21 protein-coding genes are annotated in these 22,476 nt (G+C 68.9%); 9 read left to right on the plus strand and 12 right to left on the minus strand.

Features of this window, described 5'->3' with window-relative positions; all coding sequences use genetic code 11:
• Positions 1 to 139: 139 nt before the first annotated feature.
• Entirely contained in the window at positions 140 to 1,585 is a 1,446-nt protein-coding gene (gene argG, locus JOF42_RS03275) for an argininosuccinate synthase (protein WP_210096543.1), read from the minus strand.
• A gap of 97 nt (positions 1,586 to 1,682) precedes the next feature.
• Here argG and JOF42_RS03280 point away from each other — a divergent pair, with 97 nt between their 5' ends.
• The 4 genes from JOF42_RS03280 to JOF42_RS03295 all read left to right on the plus strand — a co-directional run bounded on the left by JOF42_RS03280 (position 1,683) and on the right by JOF42_RS03295 (position 4,758).
• Entirely contained in the window at positions 1,683 to 2,390 is a 708-nt protein-coding gene (locus JOF42_RS03280) for a ZIP family metal transporter (RefSeq protein ID WP_210096544.1), read from the plus strand.
• Positions 2,391 to 2,688: 298 nt separating this feature from the next.
• Positions 2,689 to 3,309, plus strand: a complete 621-nt coding sequence (locus JOF42_RS03285; RefSeq protein ID WP_210096545.1) for an ABC transporter ATP-binding protein — start codon at positions 2,689 to 2,691, stop codon at positions 3,307 to 3,309.
• Positions 3,309 to 4,526: an FtsX-like permease family protein gene (locus JOF42_RS03290; protein WP_210096546.1), complete on the plus strand. Its 1,218-nt coding sequence runs from the start codon at positions 3,309 to 3,311 to the stop codon at positions 4,524 to 4,526. Before JOF42_RS03285 ends, JOF42_RS03290 begins: the two co-directional genes overlap by 1 nt.
• Positions 4,513 to 4,758, plus strand: a complete 246-nt coding sequence (locus JOF42_RS03295) for a response regulator transcription factor (RefSeq protein ID WP_210096547.1) — start codon at positions 4,513 to 4,515, stop codon at positions 4,756 to 4,758. The genes JOF42_RS03290 and JOF42_RS03295 overlap by 14 nt, the downstream gene beginning before the upstream one ends.
• A gap of 39 nt (positions 4,759 to 4,797) precedes the next feature.
• Here JOF42_RS03295 and JOF42_RS03300 read toward each other — a convergent pair whose 3' ends face one another.
• From JOF42_RS03300 to JOF42_RS03345, 10 genes are all read right to left on the minus strand, one after another.
• Positions 4,798 to 5,214 carry a PIN domain-containing protein gene (locus JOF42_RS03300; RefSeq protein WP_210096548.1) on the minus strand — a complete coding sequence of 139 codons (417 nt, stop codon included), beginning with the start codon at positions 5,212 to 5,214 and terminating at the stop codon, positions 4,798 to 4,800.
• A complete protein-coding gene (locus tag JOF42_RS03305) occupies positions 5,198 to 5,431 on the minus strand; it encodes an AbrB/MazE/SpoVT family DNA-binding domain-containing protein (RefSeq protein WP_245340707.1) in 234 nt (77 codons plus the stop codon). The genes JOF42_RS03300 and JOF42_RS03305 overlap by 17 nt, the downstream gene beginning before the upstream one ends.
• Before the next feature lie 39 nt (positions 5,432 to 5,470).
• On the minus strand, positions 5,471 to 6,598 hold the full coding sequence (locus JOF42_RS03310) for a DUF4064 domain-containing protein (RefSeq protein ID WP_245340708.1): 1,128 nt from the start codon (positions 6,596 to 6,598) through the stop codon (positions 5,471 to 5,473).
• Positions 6,592 to 7,380 (minus strand): hypothetical protein, encoded by a 789-nt coding sequence (locus tag JOF42_RS03315; RefSeq protein WP_210096549.1) that lies wholly within the window; start codon positions 7,378 to 7,380, stop codon positions 6,592 to 6,594. The genes JOF42_RS03310 and JOF42_RS03315 overlap by 7 nt, the downstream gene beginning before the upstream one ends.
• Positions 7,377 to 8,474, minus strand: coding sequence for a vWA domain-containing protein (locus JOF42_RS03320; RefSeq protein WP_210096550.1), 1,098 nt, complete (start codon positions 8,472 to 8,474; stop codon positions 7,377 to 7,379). The genes JOF42_RS03315 and JOF42_RS03320 overlap by 4 nt, the downstream gene beginning before the upstream one ends.
• Positions 8,471 to 9,457, minus strand: a complete 987-nt coding sequence (locus tag JOF42_RS03325; RefSeq protein WP_210096551.1) for a VWA domain-containing protein — start codon at positions 9,455 to 9,457, stop codon at positions 8,471 to 8,473. Before JOF42_RS03325 ends, JOF42_RS03320 begins: the two co-directional genes overlap by 4 nt.
• Positions 9,448 to 9,939: a hypothetical protein gene (locus JOF42_RS03330; protein WP_210096552.1), complete on the minus strand. Its 492-nt coding sequence runs from the start codon at positions 9,937 to 9,939 to the stop codon at positions 9,448 to 9,450. The genes JOF42_RS03325 and JOF42_RS03330 overlap by 10 nt, the downstream gene beginning before the upstream one ends.
• A complete protein-coding gene (locus JOF42_RS03335) occupies positions 9,926 to 10,813 on the minus strand; it encodes a DUF58 domain-containing protein (RefSeq protein ID WP_210096553.1) in 888 nt (295 codons plus the stop codon). The genes JOF42_RS03330 and JOF42_RS03335 overlap by 14 nt, the downstream gene beginning before the upstream one ends.
• 7 nt (positions 10,814 to 10,820) lie before the next feature.
• Positions 10,821 to 12,014 (minus strand): AAA family ATPase, encoded by a 1,194-nt coding sequence (locus tag JOF42_RS03340; protein ID WP_245340709.1) that lies wholly within the window; start codon positions 12,012 to 12,014, stop codon positions 10,821 to 10,823.
• 167 nt (positions 12,015 to 12,181) lie between these two features.
• Positions 12,182 to 12,901: a Pr6Pr family membrane protein gene (locus JOF42_RS03345; protein WP_210096554.1), complete on the minus strand. Its 720-nt coding sequence runs from the start codon at positions 12,899 to 12,901 to the stop codon at positions 12,182 to 12,184.
• A gap of 110 nt (positions 12,902 to 13,011) precedes the next feature.
• Between JOF42_RS03345 and JOF42_RS03350 the strand changes: the two genes are divergently transcribed.
• Both JOF42_RS03350 and JOF42_RS03355 read left to right on the plus strand, forming a co-directional pair.
• Positions 13,012 to 15,174: an adenylate/guanylate cyclase domain-containing protein gene (locus JOF42_RS03350; RefSeq protein ID WP_210096555.1), complete on the plus strand. Its 2,163-nt coding sequence runs from the start codon at positions 13,012 to 13,014 to the stop codon at positions 15,172 to 15,174.
• Between the two features lies 1 nt (position 15,175).
• Positions 15,176 to 16,618 carry a mechanosensitive ion channel domain-containing protein gene (locus JOF42_RS03355; protein WP_210096556.1) on the plus strand — a complete coding sequence of 481 codons (1,443 nt, stop codon included), beginning with the start codon at positions 15,176 to 15,178 and terminating at the stop codon, positions 16,616 to 16,618.
• Positions 16,619 to 17,203: 585 nt separating this feature from the next.
• Here the strand turns inward: JOF42_RS03355 and JOF42_RS03360 are convergent.
• Entirely contained in the window at positions 17,204 to 18,136 is a 933-nt protein-coding gene (locus JOF42_RS03360; protein WP_210096557.1) for a DMT family transporter, read from the minus strand.
• A gap of 500 nt (positions 18,137 to 18,636) precedes the next feature.
• Here JOF42_RS03360 and JOF42_RS03365 point away from each other — a divergent pair, with 500 nt between their 5' ends.
• The 3 genes from JOF42_RS03365 to JOF42_RS03375 are packed head-to-tail and all read left to right on the plus strand — an operon-like array spanning position 18,637 to position 22,472.
• Complete coding sequence (locus JOF42_RS03365) at positions 18,637 to 19,923, plus strand: adenylosuccinate synthase (protein WP_210096558.1); 1,287 nt, start codon at positions 18,637 to 18,639, stop codon at positions 19,921 to 19,923.
• Between the two features lie 7 nt (positions 19,924 to 19,930).
• A complete protein-coding gene (locus JOF42_RS03370) occupies positions 19,931 to 21,040 on the plus strand; it encodes a lactonase family protein (protein WP_210096559.1) in 1,110 nt (369 codons plus the stop codon).
• A gap of 58 nt (positions 21,041 to 21,098) precedes the next feature.
• Positions 21,099 to 22,472 carry an MFS transporter gene (locus tag JOF42_RS03375; RefSeq protein WP_210096560.1) on the plus strand — a complete coding sequence of 458 codons (1,374 nt, stop codon included), beginning with the start codon at positions 21,099 to 21,101 and terminating at the stop codon, positions 22,470 to 22,472.
• Positions 22,473 to 22,476 lie beyond the last annotated feature (4 nt).

Here is a 22,476-nt window from a genome sequence, read left to right on the forward strand (position 1 = left end):
CGTGTGTGCAAGATAACTCGGCGGACTCACAGAGTCCGGCGCGGGGGAGCGCGGATGCGGAGCGCGCAGATGCGGAGAGCGCAGACAGAGAGAGGGGGCGGATGCCGCAGCATCCGCCCCCTCTCTCAGCAGAAGAGCGTCAGTCGGTGCCCGAGTCGAAGGCGGCGCCCTCGGATGCGGTGTCGACGGCGTCGGCGAAGTTCTCGTCGGCTTCGGAGACCGAACCCTCCACGGCGCCCGTGATCTCACCCGACTCGCCCGCGGTCACACGGCCGACGAGCTCGCCCGTGGCGCCGCCGATGAGGCCGAGACCCGCATACTGCTCGAGGCGCGAGCGCGAGTCCGCGATGTCGAGGTTGCGCATCGTCAGCTGTCCGATGCGGTCGACCGGGCCGAAGGCGGCGTCGCCGACGCGCTCCATCGACAGCTTCTCGGGGCCGTACGACAGGTTCGGCGACGTGGTGTCGAGGATCGTCCAGTCGTCACCGCGACGCAGGCGGATCGTGACCGAGCCCGAGATCGTGAGGCCGACCCAGCGCTGGATCGACTCGCGCAGCATGAGCGACTGCGGCTCGAGCCAGCGGCCCTCGTACATCAGGCGTCCGAGGCGGCGACCCTGCTCGTGGTACGTGGCGAGGGTGTCTTCGTTCAGGATGCCGTTGACGAGGCGCTCGTAGGCGATGAACAGCAGCGACATGGCCGGGGCCTCGTAGATGCCGCGCGACTTCGCCTCGATGATGCGGTTCTCGATCTGGTCGCTCATGCCGAGGCCATGGCGTCCGCCGATCGTGTTGGCCTCCTGCACCAGCGCCACCGGGTCGGTGTACTCGACGCCGTTGATGGCGACCGGGCGACCGGCCTCGAAGGTGACGGTGACGTCTTCGGTCTCGATCGCGACCGAGGGGTCCCAGAACTTGACGCCCATGATCGGGTCGACGGTCTCGAGCGAGACGTTCAGGTGCTCGAGGGTCTTCGCCTCATGCGTCGCGCCCCAGATGTTGGCGTCGGTCGAGTACGCCTTCTCGACCGAGTCCCGGTACGGGAAGTCGTGGGCCTGGAGCCACTCGCTCATCTCCTTGCGGCCGCCGAGCTCGGTCACGAAGTCGGCGTCGAGCCAGGGCTTGTAGACGCGCAGGCGGGGGTTGGCGAGCAGGCCGTAGCGGTAGAACCGCTCGATGTCGTTGCCCTTGTAGGTCGAGCCGTCGCCCCAGATGTCGACGCCGTCCTCCTTCATCGCACGCACGAGCAGCGTGCCGGTGACGGCGCGGCCCAGGGGCGTGGTGTTGAAGTACGTCTTGCCGCCGGAGCGGATGTGGAAGGCGCCGCACGACAGGGCGACGAGGCCCTCCTCGACCAGGGCGGTCTTGCAGTCGATCAGGCGCGAGGCCTCGGCGCCGTACTCGAGGGCGCGGCCGGGGATCGACTCGATGTCGTCTTCGTCGTACTGGCCGAGATCTCCGGTGTACGTGTAGGGGACGGCGCCCTTGTCGCGCATCCAGGCGACGGCGACGGAGGTGTCGAGTCCTCCGGAGAAGGCGATGCCGACGCGCTCGCCGACGGGAAGTGACTGGAGGACCTTGGACATGGTTCCCAGTCTATCGGCGGTCGGCGTGTCGCTTTTCAGAGGTGACGGCGCCGTTGCGACCGATCGCGTGGCAGAGTGGCCCTGAAGGAGGCGGCACATGGGCGCAGCGATTCTCTGGGGTGTCGTCGCGGCCTCGCCCCTGTTCGTCGGGGCGGTGCTCGCACTGCTACGCACGTGGCCGCCGCGCTGGCTCGGCATCGTGCTCGGCTTCGGCGCCGGCGCGCTCATGGCCTCGATCGCGTTCGAGCTGTGGGAGGAGGGGCTCCACCTCGCCGGCCCGATCCCGCTGGTGATCGGCGTCGCGGCAGGAGCCCTGGCCTACTTCGCCGCCGACCGGATCCTGGATGCCCGAGCTGCGAAGTCGAAGGACGGAGGGGCCGGTGCGCCCCTCGCCCTCGGCGCGCTGCTCGACGGCATCCCCGAGCAGCTGGTGCTCGGCATCGGCCTCGCATCGGGAGAGCCCGTCAGCATCGCGCTCGTCGTCGCGATCATCGTCTCGAACCTCCCCGAGTCGATCGGCTCGGCCGCGGATCTGCTCAAGGGTGGGATGGCGAAGTCGCGGGTGCTGCTGCTCTGGGCGGGCATCGCAGTGATCTGCGCGCTCGCCACGGTCGCCGGATTCGCGCTGGCGAGCGCGACCGGTGATGCCTTCCGTGCCGGGGCGAGCGGTTTCGCGGCAGGTGCCTTGCTCGTGATGCTCGTCGACTCGATGGTGCCTGACGCGCAGGAGAAGGCCAAGCAGCTGACGGGGCTCGCCACCGTGCTGGGCTTCGCGCTCGCGGCGGGTCTGTCGCTCGCGAGCTGATCCCCCTCCGAACGCGGCGACGGCGGTCATTCTGGTGTGCCGTCATACGTGTTTCCATGACCTCAAATGTAGACAAAAGTAGGATGCACGGCTGCGATGGGGCATTCACACTGAACGAGTCAGTTCATCAACGCTCGCGATCGTGAGCGGCGACGATCGGAGATGAGATCACGCGGCAGTGGAGCGACGACCTGAATTCGCTGCCCCCGATCGTGTGGCGCAGCGTCGCCGCCGACGCGCTCCTGCTCGACCGCCTCGGGATCTTCGAGCCTCGGGCTGGTTTTCGGAGGCCACCTCCATGATCGAGCTGATCGATGTCTCGAAGACCTACGGCACGGGCAAGGTCGCGCTGCATCCGACCTCTGCGCGGTTCGGAAGAGGTGAGCTGGTGTGGCTCAGCGGCCCGTCAGGATCGGGCAAGAGCACGCTCCTCGGCATCGCCTCGCTGCTCGTCCTCGAGTCCACCGGGACCGTGATCGTGGACGGCCAGAAGGTCGCACGCGACGATACGACCCGGAACCTCGTCCGCGAACGGCGATTCGGGATCGTCCCGCAGACGCCGCGTCTCTTCGCCGAGCTGACACCCGCGCAGAACGTCATGCTCGCGGCACCCTCGATCACCCGGGAGGACGCGGAACGCGCGCTCGGTCGCGTCGGTCTCCGCCAGCGAGCGGCGCGCAGCGTCAAGACCATGTCGGGGGGCGAGCAGCAGCGCGTCTCGATCGCGCGAGCCCTCGCGAAGGATCCCGACGTCCTGTTCGCGGATGAGCCGACATCGTCGCTGGATGACGCGAACGCGAGCGCGATCTGGGGGATCCTGCGTGACGCCGTCGACAGCGGACGCGCCGTCGTCGTCGCCTCGCACGACGCGCGGATCGCCGGTCACGCCGACCGTCGCGTGGCGATCGGAGCGGTGTGATGCGGCGTGCGAGCGCACTGGCGCGCTGGCTGATTCCCAGCCTCGTCCGGGCCAACCGATCTCTCGTGATCCTCTCCGTGCTCGGCATCGCCGTGTTCGGGACACTCATCCCCCTCGCCTCCGACACCGCGGATTCGGCGGCCACGACGAAGGAGGGCCTCGGCGCCGCTGTGCTGCGCGCGATCATGATCAGCCCGTCGATCGAGTCCGACGCCCAGGGCGACCTCTTCCATGCAGATGACCTCGCCGAAGTGCGGGCGGTCGAGGGCATCGAGTCCGCCGTCGGGTGGGCTCAGACAGGTATAGAGGTGTCCTCGGGGTCGATGACCGTCGGGCCGTTCCTGACGCCGCGATTCTCGCCGCTGCAGCCGCGCGTGACGCACGGTCGCGAGCCGGTGGCGGAGGGGGAGATCCTTCTTGCCGAATCCGACCTCGACGAGCTCGGCGCCGACGTCGGCGCTGTTCTGACCGCCCGGCACGATCGCTACCTCTCCGAGAACCTCAGAGAGGGCGTGGCCGTTCAGGTCACGGTTGTCGGCGCGTTCGACGATGCCTTCGCCGGTCTCGACGGAGAGGACGTCGCCTACGCTCTGCCGGAGTGGGTCGACAGCATCCGGGCCATCGGGCAGGGAGTGCCGGCGGATGCGATCCAGAGTCGACTGGAGTACCTGGAGATCTACGCGGTGGTGGACAGTGCCGATCGCCTCTCGGAGGTGGTGGACGAGCTGCGCGGCCGAGGGTACGTCGCAGGAGGTCTCGGCGCGCTGCTGTCAGCGGTGCAACCGGTCCAGGCCGCACTGCAGATGGCGAAGGTCGTACTGGGAGCCCTGCTCGTCGTGTTCCTGCTCGTGGTCGGCGGAGGAGCGGCGGCCGCCCTCGTCGGCGCGAAGCGCGCGGAGATCGGCGTGCTCCGCGCCTTCGGATGGCGTCGCGGCCGTGTGCTGTGGGCGTTCGTGGCGCAGTTCGCCCTGCTCGGCGCCGTGATCGCGGTCTCGGGTGCGACGCTCAGTGCTCTCGGCGCGGCTCTCCTGGCCCTCGTGTTCCCGACGGGCGTGTTCGGACTGCCCCTGGTCATGGCGATCTCGGTCGACTCGGTCGCCTACTTCTCCGCGCTGCTGTTCATCCCGCCGCTCGCGTTCGCCGCCGCGGCGTTCCTCCCCGCGTGTCGAGCGGCATCCATCCCGCCGGACGAGGTTCTCCGCGATGTCGGTCGGTGACGCGAACGCGGAGCACTCCCGGCAGCGTCCGGAGCTCACCGCGCGCGAACTCGCGATCGTCGAACTTCTGGCACGGGGTCTCTCCAACGCCGAGATCGGCGAGCAGCTGCATCTTGCGGAGGCGACCGTGAAGGCCCACCTCGGCCGTGTCATGGCCAAGTGGCAGGTCAGAGATCGGCTTCAGGTCGTGCTGGTGTTCCTCGGACACCTCGAGCCGCGCTCCGCCCGATGAAGGGGATGCCGAACGGTCGCGTCGCCGGCCGGCATCCGATCAGATGATTCGGATGTCGGTCTTGAGCTTCGCGTAGGTTCCGATCGCGCGCCGATCGCAGGTGAGCAGCGTGATGCCGGCTGACCGCGCCGCGAGTGCGACGAGGCCGTCGTACACGGCGCCTCCGGCGACGCCGGCGACGGCCAGCTCGGACACGGCCCGCACCGCCTCGTCAGGGGGCAGGGCGACGGATCCGGGAAACTCGTGGGCGATCACCCGCGCGGCGGCCTCGGGACTCAGCCTGCTGCCGCCGGGAAGCCGGGTGAGCACCGAGTATGTCTCGAGCAGGGCGTGCCCCGACAGGCCGAGGCCGAGGCCCGTGCACGCCGAGCGGACCGCGTCGTGGGCAGCACTGTCTTCCGTGACGAGGGCGATCGCGGCGCTCGTGTCGAGGAGCAGATCAGCGCTGGTCGGCAAGCCGGAGCTCCCGGATGTCATCTGGCGTGAGAGTGGCCCCGCTGCCGCGGACGACCAGGCGTCCGTCCTTCTCGACGAGGTCGTCAGGAGCGGCGACCTCGATCCGGATGCCGGTGCCGTCGATCATGATGTCGACCGGACCCGGAAGGATGCCGAGGCGTTCACGGATCGACGCGGGGATCACGATCCGCCCTGCCTTGTCGATGGTCGTGTGCATGCCACGACGTTACCATCGCAGTGGTAGACAAGGCAGAGTTCACTGGAATCCCGGGTAGTCCTTCAGCTTCTCCTCGAACTCGGCGCGATCGGCCTCGCTGAGCACGGCGCTCGCGATCACGACCATCTGCAGGCCCTCCAGGGGTTCCCCCGTGCGGGCGCTCTGCGCCTCGCGGTTCGTGAGGAAGTCTCCCGTCGGGTCGTTCGAGAGGTCGTAGATGTTGGCGTACAGCCGCGTCGGGTCGGGGTAGTTGTCGGTGTAGTACTCCCAGGTGTGCTGCTTGCGGGGATCCTCGCTGCCGTAGAGCTTCGCGATCACCGAAGGGTCGAGACCCGAGTACTCGCCGTTGAAGGAGTACAGCGGGGGCATCCCGTGCTCGGCGACGACCTGGTCGATCGTGTTCATGACGTCGAGCTTGAGGCTGTAGCCGTGGATCGGCTCGGTCGTCGCCCACCCGACCGAGCTGTACTCGATCAGCATCGACTCCCCGCCGTAGCCGTTGCGCTCCGGACGCAGATCCTCGTCGCCGACCTTCACCCACTCGTATCCGTACTCGGCGGTGATGCGCTCGCGGATGTCGGCGAACAGCGCGTCGGCCTCGGCCCTGACCTCTTCCAGCGACTGCTGGTTCAGGGCATCCTGGGGATCCGTGTCCTTGATGCCGGGGTAGGCCTCTTCGTGCTTCTGCTCGTCGGTTTTCATGCCGTCGTAGCTGCCGGAGGCCGACGTCTGCAGAGCGCCGATCCCGCCGACCGTGGCGACATTGAACACGAGCGTGATCGCGAGCGCGATCACGGCGAATCGGCGCCCCCGCGACGAGAAGAGGGCCCCGATGATCACCGCGACGACCACGAGCTGCAGAGCCAGCATGGTCACGCCGTAGAGCGCATCGGTCGCGCCCACCGCCATCGTGATCAGCAGGATCAGCGCGAACAGGATGCCGACGATCAACGCGCTCCATCCGAGCGCGTTCGCCGGCTTCCGCTCGGCGGCGGAGACCTCGGATGCCGTGGCCGTCGCGCTCGCCGCGGGAGCCCCCGGCACCTGCGTCGTGATGGGGCCCGCCTGTCGGCGTGCGTTGCGGTAGCCTCCCGGCGGCGGAACGGGCGGTGCGCCCTCGGTGCCGGCGACGTAGCGTGCCCGCTGCTTCTCGTGATCCATCACCATGGCTTGTCCGTCCCGGAGCCGCCGCCGTCATCGCCCTGCTGCTGGTCGCGCTCCTGCGTGCCCTGCTCGAGCTTGTCCTTGAGGTCGTCGAGCTTGTCGTCCGACGGCTGCTCGTCGGGTTCCTGCGGCTGCTCCTCCTCGGGGGGAGTCTGCTCCTCGCTCTGCTGCTTCTGCTTGAGCCGGTCTTCGAGGTCGTCCTCGCTCTGCTGCATGTCGCGATCAGGGTCCGAGGACTGCTTCTCGGCCTCGTCGCTGCCGCACTCCTCGGGCATCTCGGTCGTGATCGTCAGCGCCTCGCCGTAGAGTTCGGCGGCACCCGCGCCGTCACCGTCTGCACGGGCCGCGTCGCCCATGCGCTCGATCACGAGGGCGAGGTTGATGCGCACGCTGCAGACCTCGACACCGGTCGCGAGCCCGAGGGACTCCTCGAGCTTCGCGCGCGCCTCGGGGAGCTTCTCGGAACCCGCGAGAGCCGTGCCCACATTGAACGGCGCCTTGTACGGCTCGAACCAGTTGAGGAACTCCTGGCCGCGGGCCGAGGACTCGGAGCCCGCGTAGTCGTCGGCCACATACGAGGTGATCGACTGGTGCGCGAACGCGTACATGCTGAGGATCTTCCCGACGAACAGCAGCGCGGCGAGCGTGAGCGGCAGGGTGCCGATCGCGATCCAGCGACGGACGAGGCGACGGCGACGGTTCGAGGCGAGCAGCGACGCGGCGGCCGCCGCCCTCAGGTCGGCGGGGGCGGGAGCTGCGCCCTCGCGGGTCGACAGGTCGGTCATGCGGCACCTCCCTGATGGTCGGTGCCACGAGTCTCGCCGCGCTCGGCGGGCGACCCGATGTCGGCGGGGCGGTTCTCACGACGCCCGCGGTCGCCTCGGGCAGCACGGGCGGGCCGCGCGCGCAGCAGACGCAGGCGCGCGACGAGCATGCTCGCCCTCGCCAGCTCCACCCCGAGCAGCGCCACGACCACGAGTGCGGCGATCCAGTAGAGCTCGGTGACGTTCCCGACCGATCCGGACTCGGAGTAGCTGGTGGTGGTCGACGGCGCGTCCGGCAGAGTCAGCTCGGCATCCGCGGTGCGGTGCTGGTAGTCGACGCCGAGCTGTTCGGCGATCGCCTCGAGGTTGCCCTCGTCGATCACCGACAGCGCGTTCGACCCCTGGTATTCGATGTACTCGCCCGAGCCCGACCCGTCGACGCTGCCGGTCGTCAGCTGCATCGGGCCGCCCTCGGCGGTGCCGTAGCCGAGGACGGCTCCGGCATCCGTGAAGGTCGCACTGCCGTCGAAGGACTCGGGGTCGGTGGTGACGGTCTGCTCACCGTCGCCGAAGTAGAACACCATGCGCGAGCGATCGGGAGACGCCGTCGCCGCGTTCGAGAGGGTGTCGGCGAGCAGCTGGTTCGCGAGGCCGATCGAGCTGCCGCGGGACTGGCTCGTCACCTCGGGGCGCAGCACGTCGAGCGACGACACGAGCGAGGTGGTGTCGGTGGTGAGCGGCATCCGCAGGTCGGCGGAGGCGTCGAAGGTGATCAGTGCGAACCGGGCACCGGGGTACTCGTCGACGATCGCCTGCACATCGGCCCGCACGCCGTCGAGGCGAGGCTGATCGCCGTCCCAGTCCTCTGCGACGATGCTGGCCGTGGTGTCGACGACGAGCACGATGTCGGTGTCGGTCGCGAGGGTCTCGGTGGCGCCGCCGGGGATGCCCGGCCGCAGGAACATCACGAAGCAGGCCAGCAGCATGACCAGTCTCATGACCCACAGCGCCCTGTCGCGGCCCTTCGCCCGGGTGAGGGCGAGCACGGCCAGGGCCGCCACGGGCGCGCACAGCAGCACGAGGAGGAAGACGTTGAGCACGGGCTGGAAGATCACAGTCTCACCCTCCACAGCACCACGAGGAACGAGAGCATCGAGATCATCAGCACGACGATCCAGAGGTTCGGGGTGTCGGTCCAGACCACCTGCGCCTGGCCCTTCAGCTCGGTCGCCTCCTGCTCCTGCACCTGCTCGACGATGTCGCCGACGGTGGTGGTGTCGCGGAGGCCGTAGGCCGCTCCTCCCGTCGCCTCCGCCGCCTTCGAGAGTTCGGCGCTGACGTCCGCATCCTTGCCCTGCACCGGATTGAGCGCGAAGACCCGCACGCCGATCGACTCGGAGTACGCGGCCGCCTCGTCGAGCGTCACGATCGATGCGCCGTTGATCTCGTTGTCGGTCGCGAAGATGATCGACCGCGAACGCTCGTCGTCGGGGTGATCGAACGCCATCGCGCATGCGGCCAGGCCGTCGCCGATCAGCGACGCGCCGTTGCCGTTCTGCGTGCCGACCCAGTGCTCGGGGAGCGGCTCGTTGTAGTCGAAGCTCTCGCGCATGCTCTGCAGGTGTCCGCGGATGAACTCGTAGTCATCGGTCAGGGGGAAGATCTGCACGGGGGAGCTGTTGAAGATCGTCAGGCCGATGCGTTCGCCCTCGAAGTCCTCGAGCAGCTCCTCGAAGACGGTCAGCACCTCGACGTCGACCTCGCTCATCGAACCCGAGACATCGAGGCACAGCATGATGTCGCGGCTCGTGTTGACGGGCTGGATCGTCTGCGACGACATCGGGCGGGCCGACACGACACCGGCCGAGAGCGCCGCGACCACACCGAGCAGCAGGATGCTCGACAGCGCGAGGATCCTGCGGTTGAGCGCCTGACGGAACGTCGGCAGTGCGCGGAGGCGCTCGGCGCGGGCGACACGAGCGCGCTCATGCGCCTCGGTCTTCGCACTGCCGCGCAGGCCGAGGACGATGCCGATCACGATCGCGATCACGACGACGCCCGCGGCGACGAGGATCAGCCATCCGTTCGCTAGTGCCATGTGCGCACCACCGTTCGCGCGGCCTCGGCACCGGCGACCGGGTCGATCGCGGGGCCCTGACGGAAGATGCTGGGGTAGTAGTGGCGGCCCATCGCGTCGATCAGGGCGGGGTGCACCCCGCGCGACACGAGGTCGTCGAGGGCGAGAACCGGCGCTTCGAGGCCGCTGTACTCGTTGACGAACGTGCGCACCACGCGGCTGAACTCGAGGTTCGCGTTGCGGGCCGAGAGTGTGCGGGCGCGGTAGTCGTCTTCGATGCGCTGGATGCGGTCGAGGTACTCCACGCGCAGCTGCGACAGCACGTCGGTGGTGAGCAGCTGCGGACCCTGCGCCTCGCCTGTCAGGGTGAGATCGCGCCGAGGGCGCGTCAGGGCGGCCACAAGCCAGGCGGCCGAGATCAGCAGGATCAGGATGCCGAAGGCGAGCAGGAGCCATCCCCAGCCGTACTGGGCCGGGGGATACAGCTCATCAGAGCCGGGCATTCGACCTCCGATTCAGCAGCTGCAGGAGCTGCGAGACGGCGTCGTCTTGACCGGCCAAAACACTGTGGCTGATCTCCATGCGCTTGAGGACCTCGGCGAGGCGTGCGGCATCGGCTTCGGTCTGGGCGGTGAGTTCGCGGATGATGTCGAGGTCGCCCTGTACGAAGTCGGGCACCTCCCACAGGCTGTCGACGTCGCTGCGGATCGTGGCCGTCGTGTGGTCGAGCACCGGATCGGCATCGCTCACGGTGAGCCACAGGACGTCGTGCTGCACGCGCAGTCGGCGCAGCATCCGCTCGGTCTCATCGGTCACGGGGGCCTGGTCGGTGATCACGACCACGATCATGCGACGCGAGATCGTGCGCGTGACGTACGAGAGCAGGGCGTCGCGGTCGCTCGACGCGGTGCTCGAGTCGATCGCGTGGTCGATCGTGCGCAGCGCGTGCTCGAGGGCGCCTTCGCTGCGGCCGGGTGCACGACGGCGCACGCGGTCCGAGTCGCCGTAGACGAGAGAGAAGTCGTCGCCGTGGCGAAGAGCCAGCACACCGAGGACGCCGGTCGCGAGGATCGCGAGATCCTTCTTCGACTTCTCATCGTGGGCGAGGGCGGCCATCGACCGCCCCGTGTCGACCACGAACAGGATCGTGTGCATCCGCATCGCGCGGTGCCGCTTGACCAGCGGTGTGCCCAGCCGCGCCGTGGCACGCCAGTCGATGTCGCGCACCTGATCGCCGTACTCGTACTTGCGCAGGTCCTCGAAGTCGAGGCTGCGGCCGTGCAGCAGCGACGCGTAGGCGCCGTCGAGCGCGTGCAGCGACTTGCGCGACGAGTGGATGAAGAGCTTGCTCTTCACCTGGGTGATCAGGCTGGCCATGGCGGGGTCAGGGCGTGGGCACGGACGCGAAGATCTGGTCGATGATCTCCTCGCTGCGGATGCCCTCGGCGTCGGCCTCGAAGGTCAGCAGCACGCGGTGGCGCAGCACGAGGTGACGGAGCGAACGGATGTCCTCCGGCAGCACGTGTGCGCGGCCGTTCAGCAGGGCCAGGGCGCGGGATGCCTGCAGGAAGGCGATGCTCGCACGGGGGCTCGCGCCGTACTTGATGAAACGGGCGCGCTCTTCGCCGATGTAGGGCGCGGGGTTCCTCGTGACATAGGCGATCGAGACGATGTAGTTGCGGATAGCCGGGTCGACGTAGATGCGGCTCGCGACGTCCTGCAGCATGTGCACGTCGTCGAGGCTGATCGCGCTCGACACGTGGCGGTCGGGGTCGAGCACGCCCGAGTCGATGCGCCCGAGGATCTCGAACTCCTCAGCGGGGCTCGGGTACTCGACGATCTCCTTGAGCAGGAAGCGGTCCATCTGAGCCTCGGGGAGCTCGTACGTTCCCTCCTGCTCGATCGGGTTCTGCGTCGCGATCACGAGGAACGGCTTGGGCAGGTGGTGGATCTCGCCGCCGATCGTGGTCTGGTGCTCCTGCATCGCCTCGAGCATGGCGCTCTGGGTCTTGGCGCTCGAGCGGTTGATCTCGTCGAGCAGCACGAAGTTCGCGTGCACCGGGCCGAGCACGGTGCGGAAGGAGCCGGTCGCCGCGTCGTAGATCTGGTTGCCGGTGATGTCGCTCGGCAGCAGGTCGGGGGTGCACTGGATGCGCTTGAACTGCGCCTTCACGGTGTCGGCCAGGGTGCTCGCCGCCGTGGTCTTCGCGAGCCCCGGGACGCTCTCGAGCAGGATGTGTCCGCCCGCGATCAGCGAGATCAGCAGGCTCATCCGCAGCCGCTCCTGACCGACCATCTTGGCGGAGTATGCGTCGGAGACCGTCTTCAGCACGTCGCTCGCGCGGCGCAGCTCGGCCTCGGTGGGGGCCTCGGACTTCTTGCTCGCCGAGGTCGACGCGGCGGGGGCTGCCGGGGCTGAGGCCGGGGCTGCCGCGGCTGAGGCCGGGGCTGCCGTGGCGGCTGCGGCGGCGCGGGTCGCGGGGGCGGGCGGAGCCGGCGGGACCGCCTGAGCCGAGGGCGCGGGCGGAGGCGGTGGCGTCGAACCTGCGGAGGGGCCGGGCGCGTAGGGCTCGTTCATCGGTGTGTCTCCTCGTTCCCACGGGGACGCGTCGACGATCCCCCGTCGACCAGCGTAACCGCATACTCTCCGGCGGCTTCGGCCCGCGGGTGGGGACTTCTCCCCATCGGTGAGAGCGGCGTTAGCCCGCCTTTCTCGTTCGAATCGCGCACTTGGCGACTTTCACGTCACGGTTTCTGCAAAGTGCGCGATTCAAAAGCGGGGGCGCCGCGCCTGCGACCGATCCAGACCACGAAGCACGCGACGCCGATGATGGCGATCGCGATGCCGACGATGTAGCCCGAGACTCCGAGGTAGCCGCCGGGCACCAGGTGCGGGTCCAGGAACGGGTACGGGTACCACCACGGGTCTCCGGTGGCCGGAGCGATGATGAGGTTCGCCCGCACGAGTGTGTAGACCGCCCAGGCGATGGGGAAGAGCGCGGTGATGAAGACGGCACTCCAGCCGAGGGCCCGTCGCCGGGGCGCGAACAGCACGTCGGCGAGGAGGAACAGCGGGATGACGACATGCAGCACCTCGTTCGACCACGGAACGGTCACGCCCTGGGGCAGCTCGACGTTGCGGAGCAGGGTGTTGTAGACGATGCCGGTGACGATCATGTAGGTGCTCACGCACACCAGCAGAATCGCGAACCATTTCGGCTCCGGCTCGGCGTCGTGGCGGTGGCGCAGTGCCCAGATCGCGCCGACTGCGAGCACGATCGCGGCCAACAGGTTCGCCTCGATCGTGAAGAAGCTGAGGAAGTTCGCCGCCACGGTGGGAATGTGCCGGCCCCACTCGGTGCTGGCGGCGAGAGAGTTCTCGATGCTGCGGGACAGCTGCGCGATGATCGCCGCGATTCCGAGCACGGCTGCTGCGAGTCGTGCATAGGGCCACCAGGTCGTCATATTCGCCTCCGCGCACACTTTATCGGTCACGAAGTGTCATTGTCCCTAGACCGATATGTCGATATGTCGATAGCGTCAGCGGGAGAGCACATCGCGGCCGGGAGGGGCACATGAGCGAGGGCACTGCGGGGACCACGACAGGCACGGAGACGCGAAGAAGACTGTGGCGGGGGAGGGTCGGCCTCAGCATCCAGTCGAAGCTGCTCATCATGCTGCTCGCCGTGAGCCTCGTCTCGTCGGTGATCGTCGGGACGATCGGATTCCTCAACGGTCGGCAGTCGCTGCACGACTCGGCGGTCGACCAGCTCATCACCATCCGCTCGATGCGGGCGGCGGAGATCACGGATGCCCTCGAGACGGTGAAGCGCGACGCCTCGCTGAATTCGCGCAACCTCAGTGCCCAGAACCTGTCGACCTCGATCAACGAGGGCTTCGAGGAGCTGCAGCAGGAGCAGCCCGAGCCGGGCGAGCACGAAGAGCTCGAGGCGTACTACGCGGACGTGTTCATCCCGAAGCTCGAGGAGCGCACCGGCGACGAGTACGGTGACAGCGCGTTCATCCCCGATTCGGTGGCCGGTCAGCACCTGCAGTCCCACTTCACGACGCAGAATCAGGACTTCGACGCCGACTACGACACTCTTCTCAACGACAACGATCCGGAAGACGGAACCCTGTACGGCGAGGCTTCCGTGAGGTACGGCGACTACTTCACGCGACTGGTCGAGGAGGCGGGGTACGAGGATGCACTGCTGATGAACCTCGACGGCGACGTCGTGTTCTCGGCGTACAAGGGGCCGGAGCTCGGCACGAACCTTCTGACCGGGCCGTATCGCGACTCCGTCCTCGCCGGAGCGTACGCGGACGCGATCGCCACGAACTCGGTGAACACGGTGATCCTCACCGACTTCGAGCGCTGGATCCCCTCGCTCAACATCCCGACCATGTGGGTCATCTCACCGGTCGGCAACAGCAGCCGCATCACGGGAGCCATCGCGTTCCAGGTGTCGATCGACACCATCAACGACCTCACCACGGGTTCCGAGGGCTGGAAGGAACAGGGGCTCGGCGACACCGGCGAGGTCTACCTCGTCGGACGCGACGACCTCATGCGCAGCAACTCGCGACGACTGATCGAGGATCCCGACAGCTACGCCGAGATCGCGATCAACGGCGGCGTCCCGCCGAGCGTCGCCGAGCGCGCCGTCGAGGTGAACGGCACGGTACTGCTGCAGCAGGTGAACACGCAGGCGGTGGCGGATGCCCAGGCCGGCCGCACGGGCACGACGATCGGCCGCGACTATCTCGGCCGCGAGAGCGTCACCGCGTACGCTCCGCTGGAGGTCGAGGGGCTCGACTGGGTGATCATCGCGCGGATCGACTCGGAAGAGGCGTTCGCACCGGTGAGCGACTTCACCCGCACGGTGCTGCTGTCGCTGCTCGGCATCCTGCTCGGCGTCTCGCTGCTGTCGCTGCTGCTCGCCCAGGTGTTCACACGACCTGTCCACCGGCTCGTCGGCGCCGTCCATCGCGTCGCCGAGGGCGACCTCGACGTGCAGGTGCCGCAGGGATCGCGCGACGAGTTCGGTGATCTCGGCAGCGCGTTCAACGACATGGCGTCGAGTCTGCGCATCAAACAGGAGCTGATCGACGAGCAGCAGGCCGAGAACGAGAAGCTCCTGCTCACGCTGATGCCCGAGAGCGTCGCCGCGAAGTACAAGCAGGGTGACGAGGCGATCTCGGAGGCGCACGAGAACGTCTCGGTCGTGTTCGCCGAGCTCGTCGGCTTCGACGACTACGCCCGCGGCCTCAACACCGAACAGGAGATCGGCCACCTCAACACCCTGATGCGGGGCTTCGACGAGGCCGCCGAGAAGGCGGGTGTCGAGAAGGTGCGCACGCTGCGCGGGGGATATCTCGCGTCCTCGGGTCTCATCGTGCCCCGGGTCGACAACGTGCGCCGCAGTGTCGACTTCGCCAAGAACCTGCTCGGCGTCGTCGAGCGGTTCAACGCGCAGAACGGCTCGTCGATCGGCATCCGTGCCGGAGTCGACACGGGCACCGTGACGAGCGGTCTCGTGGCGCGGACGACCCTCGCCTACGACCTCTGGGGCGATGCCGTGAACCTCGCGTACCGGGTGCGCTCGGTGACCGGCGAGCCCGGCGTGTACGTGAGCCAGACCGTCTACGACCGCACGCGCGAGATCTTCACGTTCACCGAGGCGGGCACCGTCGAGGCGCACGGCAAGAGCGAGACCGTCTGGAAGGTGAGCTGACATGCTCGACGACGCGTTCCGCGACGGCTGGGGCTGGTGGGTCATCGCCCTCGCGGTCGGTGTGCCGGTGCTGCTCGTCGTCCTCACCGAGCTGATCAACGGACTCCGACGCCGCAACAACCCGCTCGCGGGACCTCTGCGTCTGCTGCGCAACGGCGTGATCCCGGTCGGTGCGCTGTTCGCGCTGCTGGCCTTCGCGATCCAGTCGCCCGCTGACCAGGTCTGGACCCGCGTCGCCGCGACGATCTTCGGGTTCCTCGTGATCCTGCTGCTGCTGTCGTCGTTCAACGTGGCTCTGTTCGCGAACGCCGCCGAGGACTCGTGGCGCAAGCGCATCCCGACGATCTTCGTCGAGATCGCTCGACTCGTGCTCGTCGCCCTCGGTCTCGCGCTGCTCTTCTCCTGGGTGTGGGATGCCGACGTGGGCGGCCTCTTCACGGCCCTCGGCGTCGGGTCGATCGTGATCGGCCTCGCGCTGCAGAACGCGGTCGGCGGCGTGATCTCGGGCCTGCTGCTGCTGTTCGAGCAGCCGTTCAAGATCGGTGACTTCCTCGATGCCGCCGGCGTCAGGGGCCGCGTGGTCGAGGTCAACTGGCGTGCCGTGCACATCGACACGGGTTCCGGCATCCAGATCGTCCCGAACTCGAGCCTCTCGGGGGCATCCTTCACGAACCTCTCCGAGCCGGACGGGCCGTACTCGGCATCCACCGACGTGAAGTTCGCGACCGATGACCCCCCTCACGAGGTCATGGCGCTGCTGGTCGAGGTCGCCGACGCCCTGCCGATGCTCGCCGATCGAGAGCGCGCCTCCGTCAGCTATTCCGGTGGCGGGGCCTACGGCGTCTCGATCCCGGTCGCCGGGCCCGCGGATGCCGGACGCGCACTCTCGATGTACCTGTCGTGGGTCTGGTACGCGGCGCGACGGCGCGGATTCGCGCTCGACGGCGATGCCACCGATCCGATCGCCGAGCCGGGTCGCCTCGCCGAGGCGCTCGCCGAGATCGCCGGGACGCTGCATCTGCACGACGACGATCTCGAGGCGATGACGCAGGCCTCGCATCTCGAGCGCTACGGCGTCGGCGAGGTCGTCCTGCCCAGTGGCGTCGTGCCCGACGAGGTGCGCGTCGTCGTCTCGGGCCGCGCGGTCCTCGCGATCGAGGTCGACGGCGGACGGGTCGAGTTCGCGGCGGCCGAGAAGGGCGATCTGATCGGTCAGACGGCGCTCACCCGTGAGCGGACGCAGGCTGTGACGGTCGCGGGCGAGATCCTGACCGTTCTCGTGCTGCCCCTCGCGACGATCGACGAGCTGATCCGCACCCGCCCGAGACTCGCCGCCGAGATCGGGGAGTCGCTCGAACTCAAGCGCAAGCTCGCGGGCGACATGCTCGCGAGCGTCGAGGCGCAGCGCGGGTCGATCCGTCAGCGCCGGTCGGTGTCGCGCTGAGCTGAGTCGTGGTGCGTCGAGTGCCGGATGCGGTGTCGGTGCGGGTTGCGTTGGTCCGGGTTGCGGGTTGCGGGTTGCGGGTTGCGGGGTCGCGTCGGTGCGGGGTCGCGTTGGTGCGGGGTCAAAAGTGCACCCGAAACGTGTTTGAGGCATGAGTTTTTGACCCCGCATGGCTTCGAGGTGCTCGAGGGGTGCGTTTTTGACCCCGCATGGCTTCGAGGTGCTCGAGGCATGAGTTTTTGACCCCGCACGGATCCATGTGGTGCGCGGTGCGTCCGTGCGGCTTCGGGTTCGTGCGGGGTGCGGGGTGCGGGGTGCGGTGTCGGCGTGGCGTCGCGTTGGTGCGGGGTCAAAAGTGCACCGGCCGACTGGTACGGGGTCAAAAGTGCATCCGAAACGTGCTCGAGGGGTGCGTTTTTGACCCCGCACAGACCCCTCGTGGCGGGCGGTGCGTGTGTGGCCGCGCACGGATGCAGTTGCAGATGCGGATGCGAGTGCGGATGCGCCGCAGCCGAGGCCGAAACCGCGACATGCCGCGCGCCGAGAGAAACCGCCCGACTCAGGACGGAAGAGCCGCGGGGACGATCAGGCGCGGCGGCCCCACCGCATCCGAGTGACGAGTACGCCGAGCAGGCACAGCGCGCCCCCGACGAACATGAGCGGAGTCGGCACCTCGCCGAGAATCGCCCACGACATCAGGATCGCGATCGCGGGAACGACGTAGGTCGTGGCTGACGTCTGCCCGGCAGAGCTGCGCTGCAGCACGTACGCCCAGGTCGTGAACGCGATCGCGGTCGGGAAGATACCGAGATAGACGACCCACAGCGTCGACTCGAGCGGAGCCGTCTGCAGAGCGCCGATCAGGCTGCCCGTCCACGGGAGCAGTGCGACGGTGCCCGCGAGTGCGCCGAGCCAGGTGAGGGTCGTCGCATCGGACCCTGCACTCAGCAGGTGCTTCTGCAGCAGTGTGCACCCCGCGTACATGACTGCGGCCAGCAGTGCGAGCAGCAGCCCCGTGATGTCGGGCCCCTCGCTCGTCGACGAATTCATACCGATCAGCACCACGCCGAGGAACGCGATCGGGGCTCCGATGATGAGCGGCTTCGGGAACCCCTCACGCAGGAAGAGTCCGCTGAAGACCACCACCATCAGGGGCGCGAGGTTCACGACCATCGCCGCCGTGCCCGCATCGAGGGTTCGCTCGGCTGCGTTGAGCGCGAGGTTGTAGACGCAGAACCATCCGACGCCCCACACCGCGACGAGCCACCAGTGGCGGCGCTCGGGAAGACGGATGCCGTGGCGCACCGCGATGAGCCCGAGCGCGACGCTGCCCACGGCCATGCGCAGCAGCGCCAGGGCTCCCGGGTCGAAATGCGGACCCGCACCGCGGATGCCGATGAACGCCGACGCCCACAGCACGACCGTCACGAGGGCGGCGATGAGCACGAGCGGACCCTGTGTGCGGGGCTTCGCGGGATTCAGGCTGTCGTCGCGCTGGACGGGACCGGTCTTCGGCATCCTTCGATCCTGGCACCGGCCACCGACATCGGCGATGCGCCGGAGCGACAGCATCCGTCGCTTTTCAGTCAGTGCTTCGCAGTGCTTCGCAGTGCTTCGCAGTGCGTCGTGCCCGCCGCACCTCTTCGGCTCTTCCGGTCGCACTTCGTGCCGCGTCCGATTGCTCCGGTCGCACTTCGTGCCGCGTTGCGACCGTCCAAGCGGCGCGAACTGCGACGGGAGCGGCCGCACGACCTCCCGTGCGGCACGAACTGCGACGGGAGCGGCCGCACGACCTCCCGTGCGGCACGAACTGCCACGGGATCGGGGGTCCGGCCGTGGGAGCGGCAAGAACAGCGACGGGAGCGGGCACGCGACCTCCCGAGCGGCACGAACTGCGACGGGAGCCCACCCGTCCACACCTGAAACGGCCGCGAAACAGGCCTTCGGTAGGATGGAGTCGCCCGACAAGGGCCAGCTCATCAGCCGGTGCAAACCCGGCGAAAGCAAGGGGGATACCCATGCCAGGAATCGTTATCGTCGGCGTCCAGTGGGGCGATGAGGGCAAGGGCAAGGCCACCGACCTGCTCGGCGAGCGCACCGACTGGGTCGTCAAGTTCAACGGCGGCAACAACGCAGGCCACACGGTCGTGGTCGGCAACGAGAAGTACGCGCTGCACCTGCTGCCCTCGGGCATCCTGTCGCCCGGGGTCACCCCGGTGATCGGCAACGGCGTCGTGATCGATCTCGAGGTGCTGTTCAGCGAGCTCGAGGCCCTCGGCGGCCGCGGCATCGACGTCTCGCGTCTCAAGGTGAGCGCCAACGCGCACATCATCACCCAGTACCACCGCACGCTCGACAAGGTCACCGAACGCTTCCTCGGCAAGCGCATGATCGGCACGACCGGCCGCGGCATCGGTCCGGCGTACGCCGACAAGATCAACCGCGTCGGCATCCGCGTGCAGGATCTCTTCGACGAGAACATCCTGCGTCAGAAGGTCGAGGGCGCCCTCGACCAGAAGAACCACCTCCTGGTGAAGATCTTCAACCGACGCGCGATCACGGCCGACGAGATCGTCGAAGACCTGCTGTCCTACGCCGAGCGACTCCGTCCGATGGTCGCCGACACCGGCTACCTGCTCGACGAAGCCCTGAACCGCGGCGAGGTCGTCGTGTTCGAGGGCGGCCAGGCGACCATGCTCGACGTCGACCACGGCACCTACCCGTTCGTCACGTCGTCGTCGGCGACCGCCGGCGGCGCCTCGACCGGCTCGGGAGTCGGCCCCGGTGCCCTCGACCGCATCGTCGGCATCGTCAAGGCGTACACGACCCGTGTCGGCTCGGGTCCGTTCCCGACCGAGCTGTTCGACGAGCAGGGCGAATGGCTGCGCTCGCGCGGCTTCGAGTTCGGCACGACCACCGGCCGTCCCCGCCGGGTGGGCTGGTACGACGCCCCGATCACGCGCTACGCGACCCGCGTCAACGGCATCACCGACCTCGTGCTCACCAAGCTCGACATCCTCACGGGTCTCGAGCAGATCCCGGTCTGCGTCGCCTACGACGTCGACGGCACGCGCTTCGACGAGGTCCCGGTCAACCAGACCGACTTCCACCACGCGACGCCGATCCTCGAGTACTTCCCCGGCTGGAGTGAAGACATCTCGACGGCACGCACCTTCGACGACCTGCCGCAGAACGCCCAGGACTACGTGCTGGCGCTCGAGAGCATGAGCAACACCCGCATCTCGGTCATCGGCGTCGGCCCCGAGCGCGACCAGGTCATCGTGCGTCACGACCTGCTCGACTGAGCGCGCTGTGACCCGGTTCTGGCTCGGAGGCTACGGCTCCGCGATGGACGGCTCCGCCGACGGCATCGGCCTGCTGGCGGGGGATGCCGACCGGCAGACCGCCCTCGAGTACCGCGGCGCGGTCACGCAGACCCCGTCGCCGTCGTGGCTGGCGCAGCATCCGACTCTCGACGTCGTCTACGCGGCGCTCGAGGGGGATGCCGCGGTGCAGGCATTCTCTCGAAGCGGTGAATCCACGCTGCGGCCGCTCGGAGAGCCGGTCGAGGCCGGCGATTCGGTCTGCCACGTGTCGGTCGCGCGGGACGGATCGTCCCTGATCGCGAGTTGCTACGGCGACGGACGGGTGGTGCGCATCGGCATCGATCCGCTGGGACGCCTGGTGCCGGATGCCGTGAACAAGGCCGCCGAGCTGCGTGCGGCGCTTCTCGGCGAACCGATCGAGACGTCGGCGCCGGCGGGGGTCGCCGCGGCGGCATCGGATCCGTATGCCGGCGAACTCACGGCCGGCGGAGAAGAGCGTGTCTCGCACGCGCACGCCTCGGCGTTCCTGCCCGACGGGCGCATCGCCACGACCGACCTGGGCTTCGATCTGGTGCGGATCTGGCGCCAGGGCGCGGCAGGCCTCGTGCTCGATCATGAGGTCGTGCTGCCGCTCGGCACCGGCCCGCGCCACATGGTCGTGCACCCCAGCGGCCACCTGCACGTCGTCACGGAGTACTCGTGCGAGGTGTTCACGCTCGCCGCCGGCCGCGACGGCACGTGGGCCGTGGCCTCGTCGGTGCTGGCGAGCCCGATCGCCGAGATCGGTGTGGACTTCCCTGCCGAGCTCGCCCGCACGCGCGACGCGCAGTTCCTCTACACGGCGCTCCGCGGGAGCAACACGATCGCGGCGCTGCGCGTGCGCGGCGGAGGCGAGAGCCTCGAGCCGATCGCGCTCGCCGACTCGGGCGTCGACTGGCCGCGGCATCACCTCGTGCACGAGGGCAAGCTCCTCGTCGCCGGACAGCGCTCCGACACCGTCGCGCTGATCGACCTCGATGAGCGCACGGGGGCGCCGCTCGGCATCCGTCATACCGCCCAGGCTCCGACACCGACGCACTTCCTGCCGGTTCGCTGACGCGCGTCCACTGAGCCCGCTTGACCTCAACCTTTGTTGAGGTTCTACGGTCGTGCCTATGACCATCGACACGGGTGGGGCGCAGACCGCGAAGGTCGCCGCCCCCGGCATCATGAGCGGCGCCTACCTCTGGATCACCATCGGCGCCTGCGCCCTCGTGTTCCTCGGGGCGTTCGAATCCCTCGCCGTCACCACGGTGATGCCGGCGGTGAGCGCCGACCTCGAAGGCGATCGTCTGTATGCGCTCGCCTTCGCGGGGCCGCTCGCCACCGGGGTGATCGGCATGGTCGTGGCGGGCAACTGGGCCGATCGCCGCGGACCCGTCGCGCCGCTGTACGCCTCGGTGGCGCTGTTCGTCGTCGGACTCCTCGTCGCGGGCCTCGCACCGACGATGGAGGTGCTCGTCGCCGGGCGCTTCGCTCAGGGCCTCGGCAACGGCGGGCTGATGGTGGCACTGTACGTGGTCGTCGCCCGCGTCTACCCGCGCGAGCTGCATCCTGCGATCTTCGCCGGTTTCGCCGCCGCCTGGGTCGTGCCGTCGCTCGTCGGGCCGACCGTCGCCGGGGCCGTCACAGAGCTGTGGAGCTGGCACTGGGTGTTCCTCGGCGTCGTCTTCCTCGTGGTCCCCGCCCTGCTGATGGTCGTCCCCGCGCTCCGCGGGCTCTCGGGCGACGGCGATGCCACGATCCCGTGGGCGTTCGGCCGGCTGGGATGGTCGGTGCTCGCCGCGGTCGCGGTGCTCGGTCTGAACCTCGTCGGCGACATCCCCGGCGTCGGCCCCGTGCTCGCGGCGGCAGCAGTCGTCGTGGCGCTTGTCGCGGTCCGGGCGCTGCTGCCCACGGGAACCCTGCGTGCCCGACGCGGTCTGCCCTCGGTGCTGCTCGTGCGCGGACTCGCCGCCGCCGGGTTCTTCGGCGCCCAGGTGTACATCCCCTATCTGCTGACCGATCGATACGAGGTGTCGCCGACCATCGCGGGGCTCTCCCTCACCGGCGGGGCGCTCGCGTGGTCGGCCGCCGCCACCGTGCAGGGGCGCATGGGGGTGCGCCTCTCGAGCGTCACGGCTGTGAGGATCGGCACGCTCCTCGTCGTCGCGGGGGTCGTGCTCGCGCTCGCCGCAGCGGTGCTCACCGCGCCGGTCGTCGTCATCATCGTCGCGTGGATCGTCGCAGGGGCGGGCATGGGGCTGATGAGTCCGCGGACCAGCGCTCTGACCCTCGAGATGTCGGCGCCCGAGAATCAGGGCTTCAACAGTGCGGCCATGACGGTGGCCGACTCCTTCGGAAGCGCCCTTGCGCTCGCGATCACGGGCGTGCTGTTCACCGGGCTCGCGGCGGTGGCCGATCCGTTCGTCGCGGTCTTCGCCCTGGCCGGCGTCATCGCGCTCGCCGCGGCGGTGCTCGCGCCTCGCGTCGCCCCGCGGAGTGCGTGACGCG

It is taken from the genome of Microbacterium phyllosphaerae (genome assembly GCF_017876435.1).
GTDB classification, from domain to species: domain Bacteria; phylum Actinomycetota; class Actinomycetes; order Actinomycetales; family Microbacteriaceae; genus Microbacterium; species Microbacterium phyllosphaerae.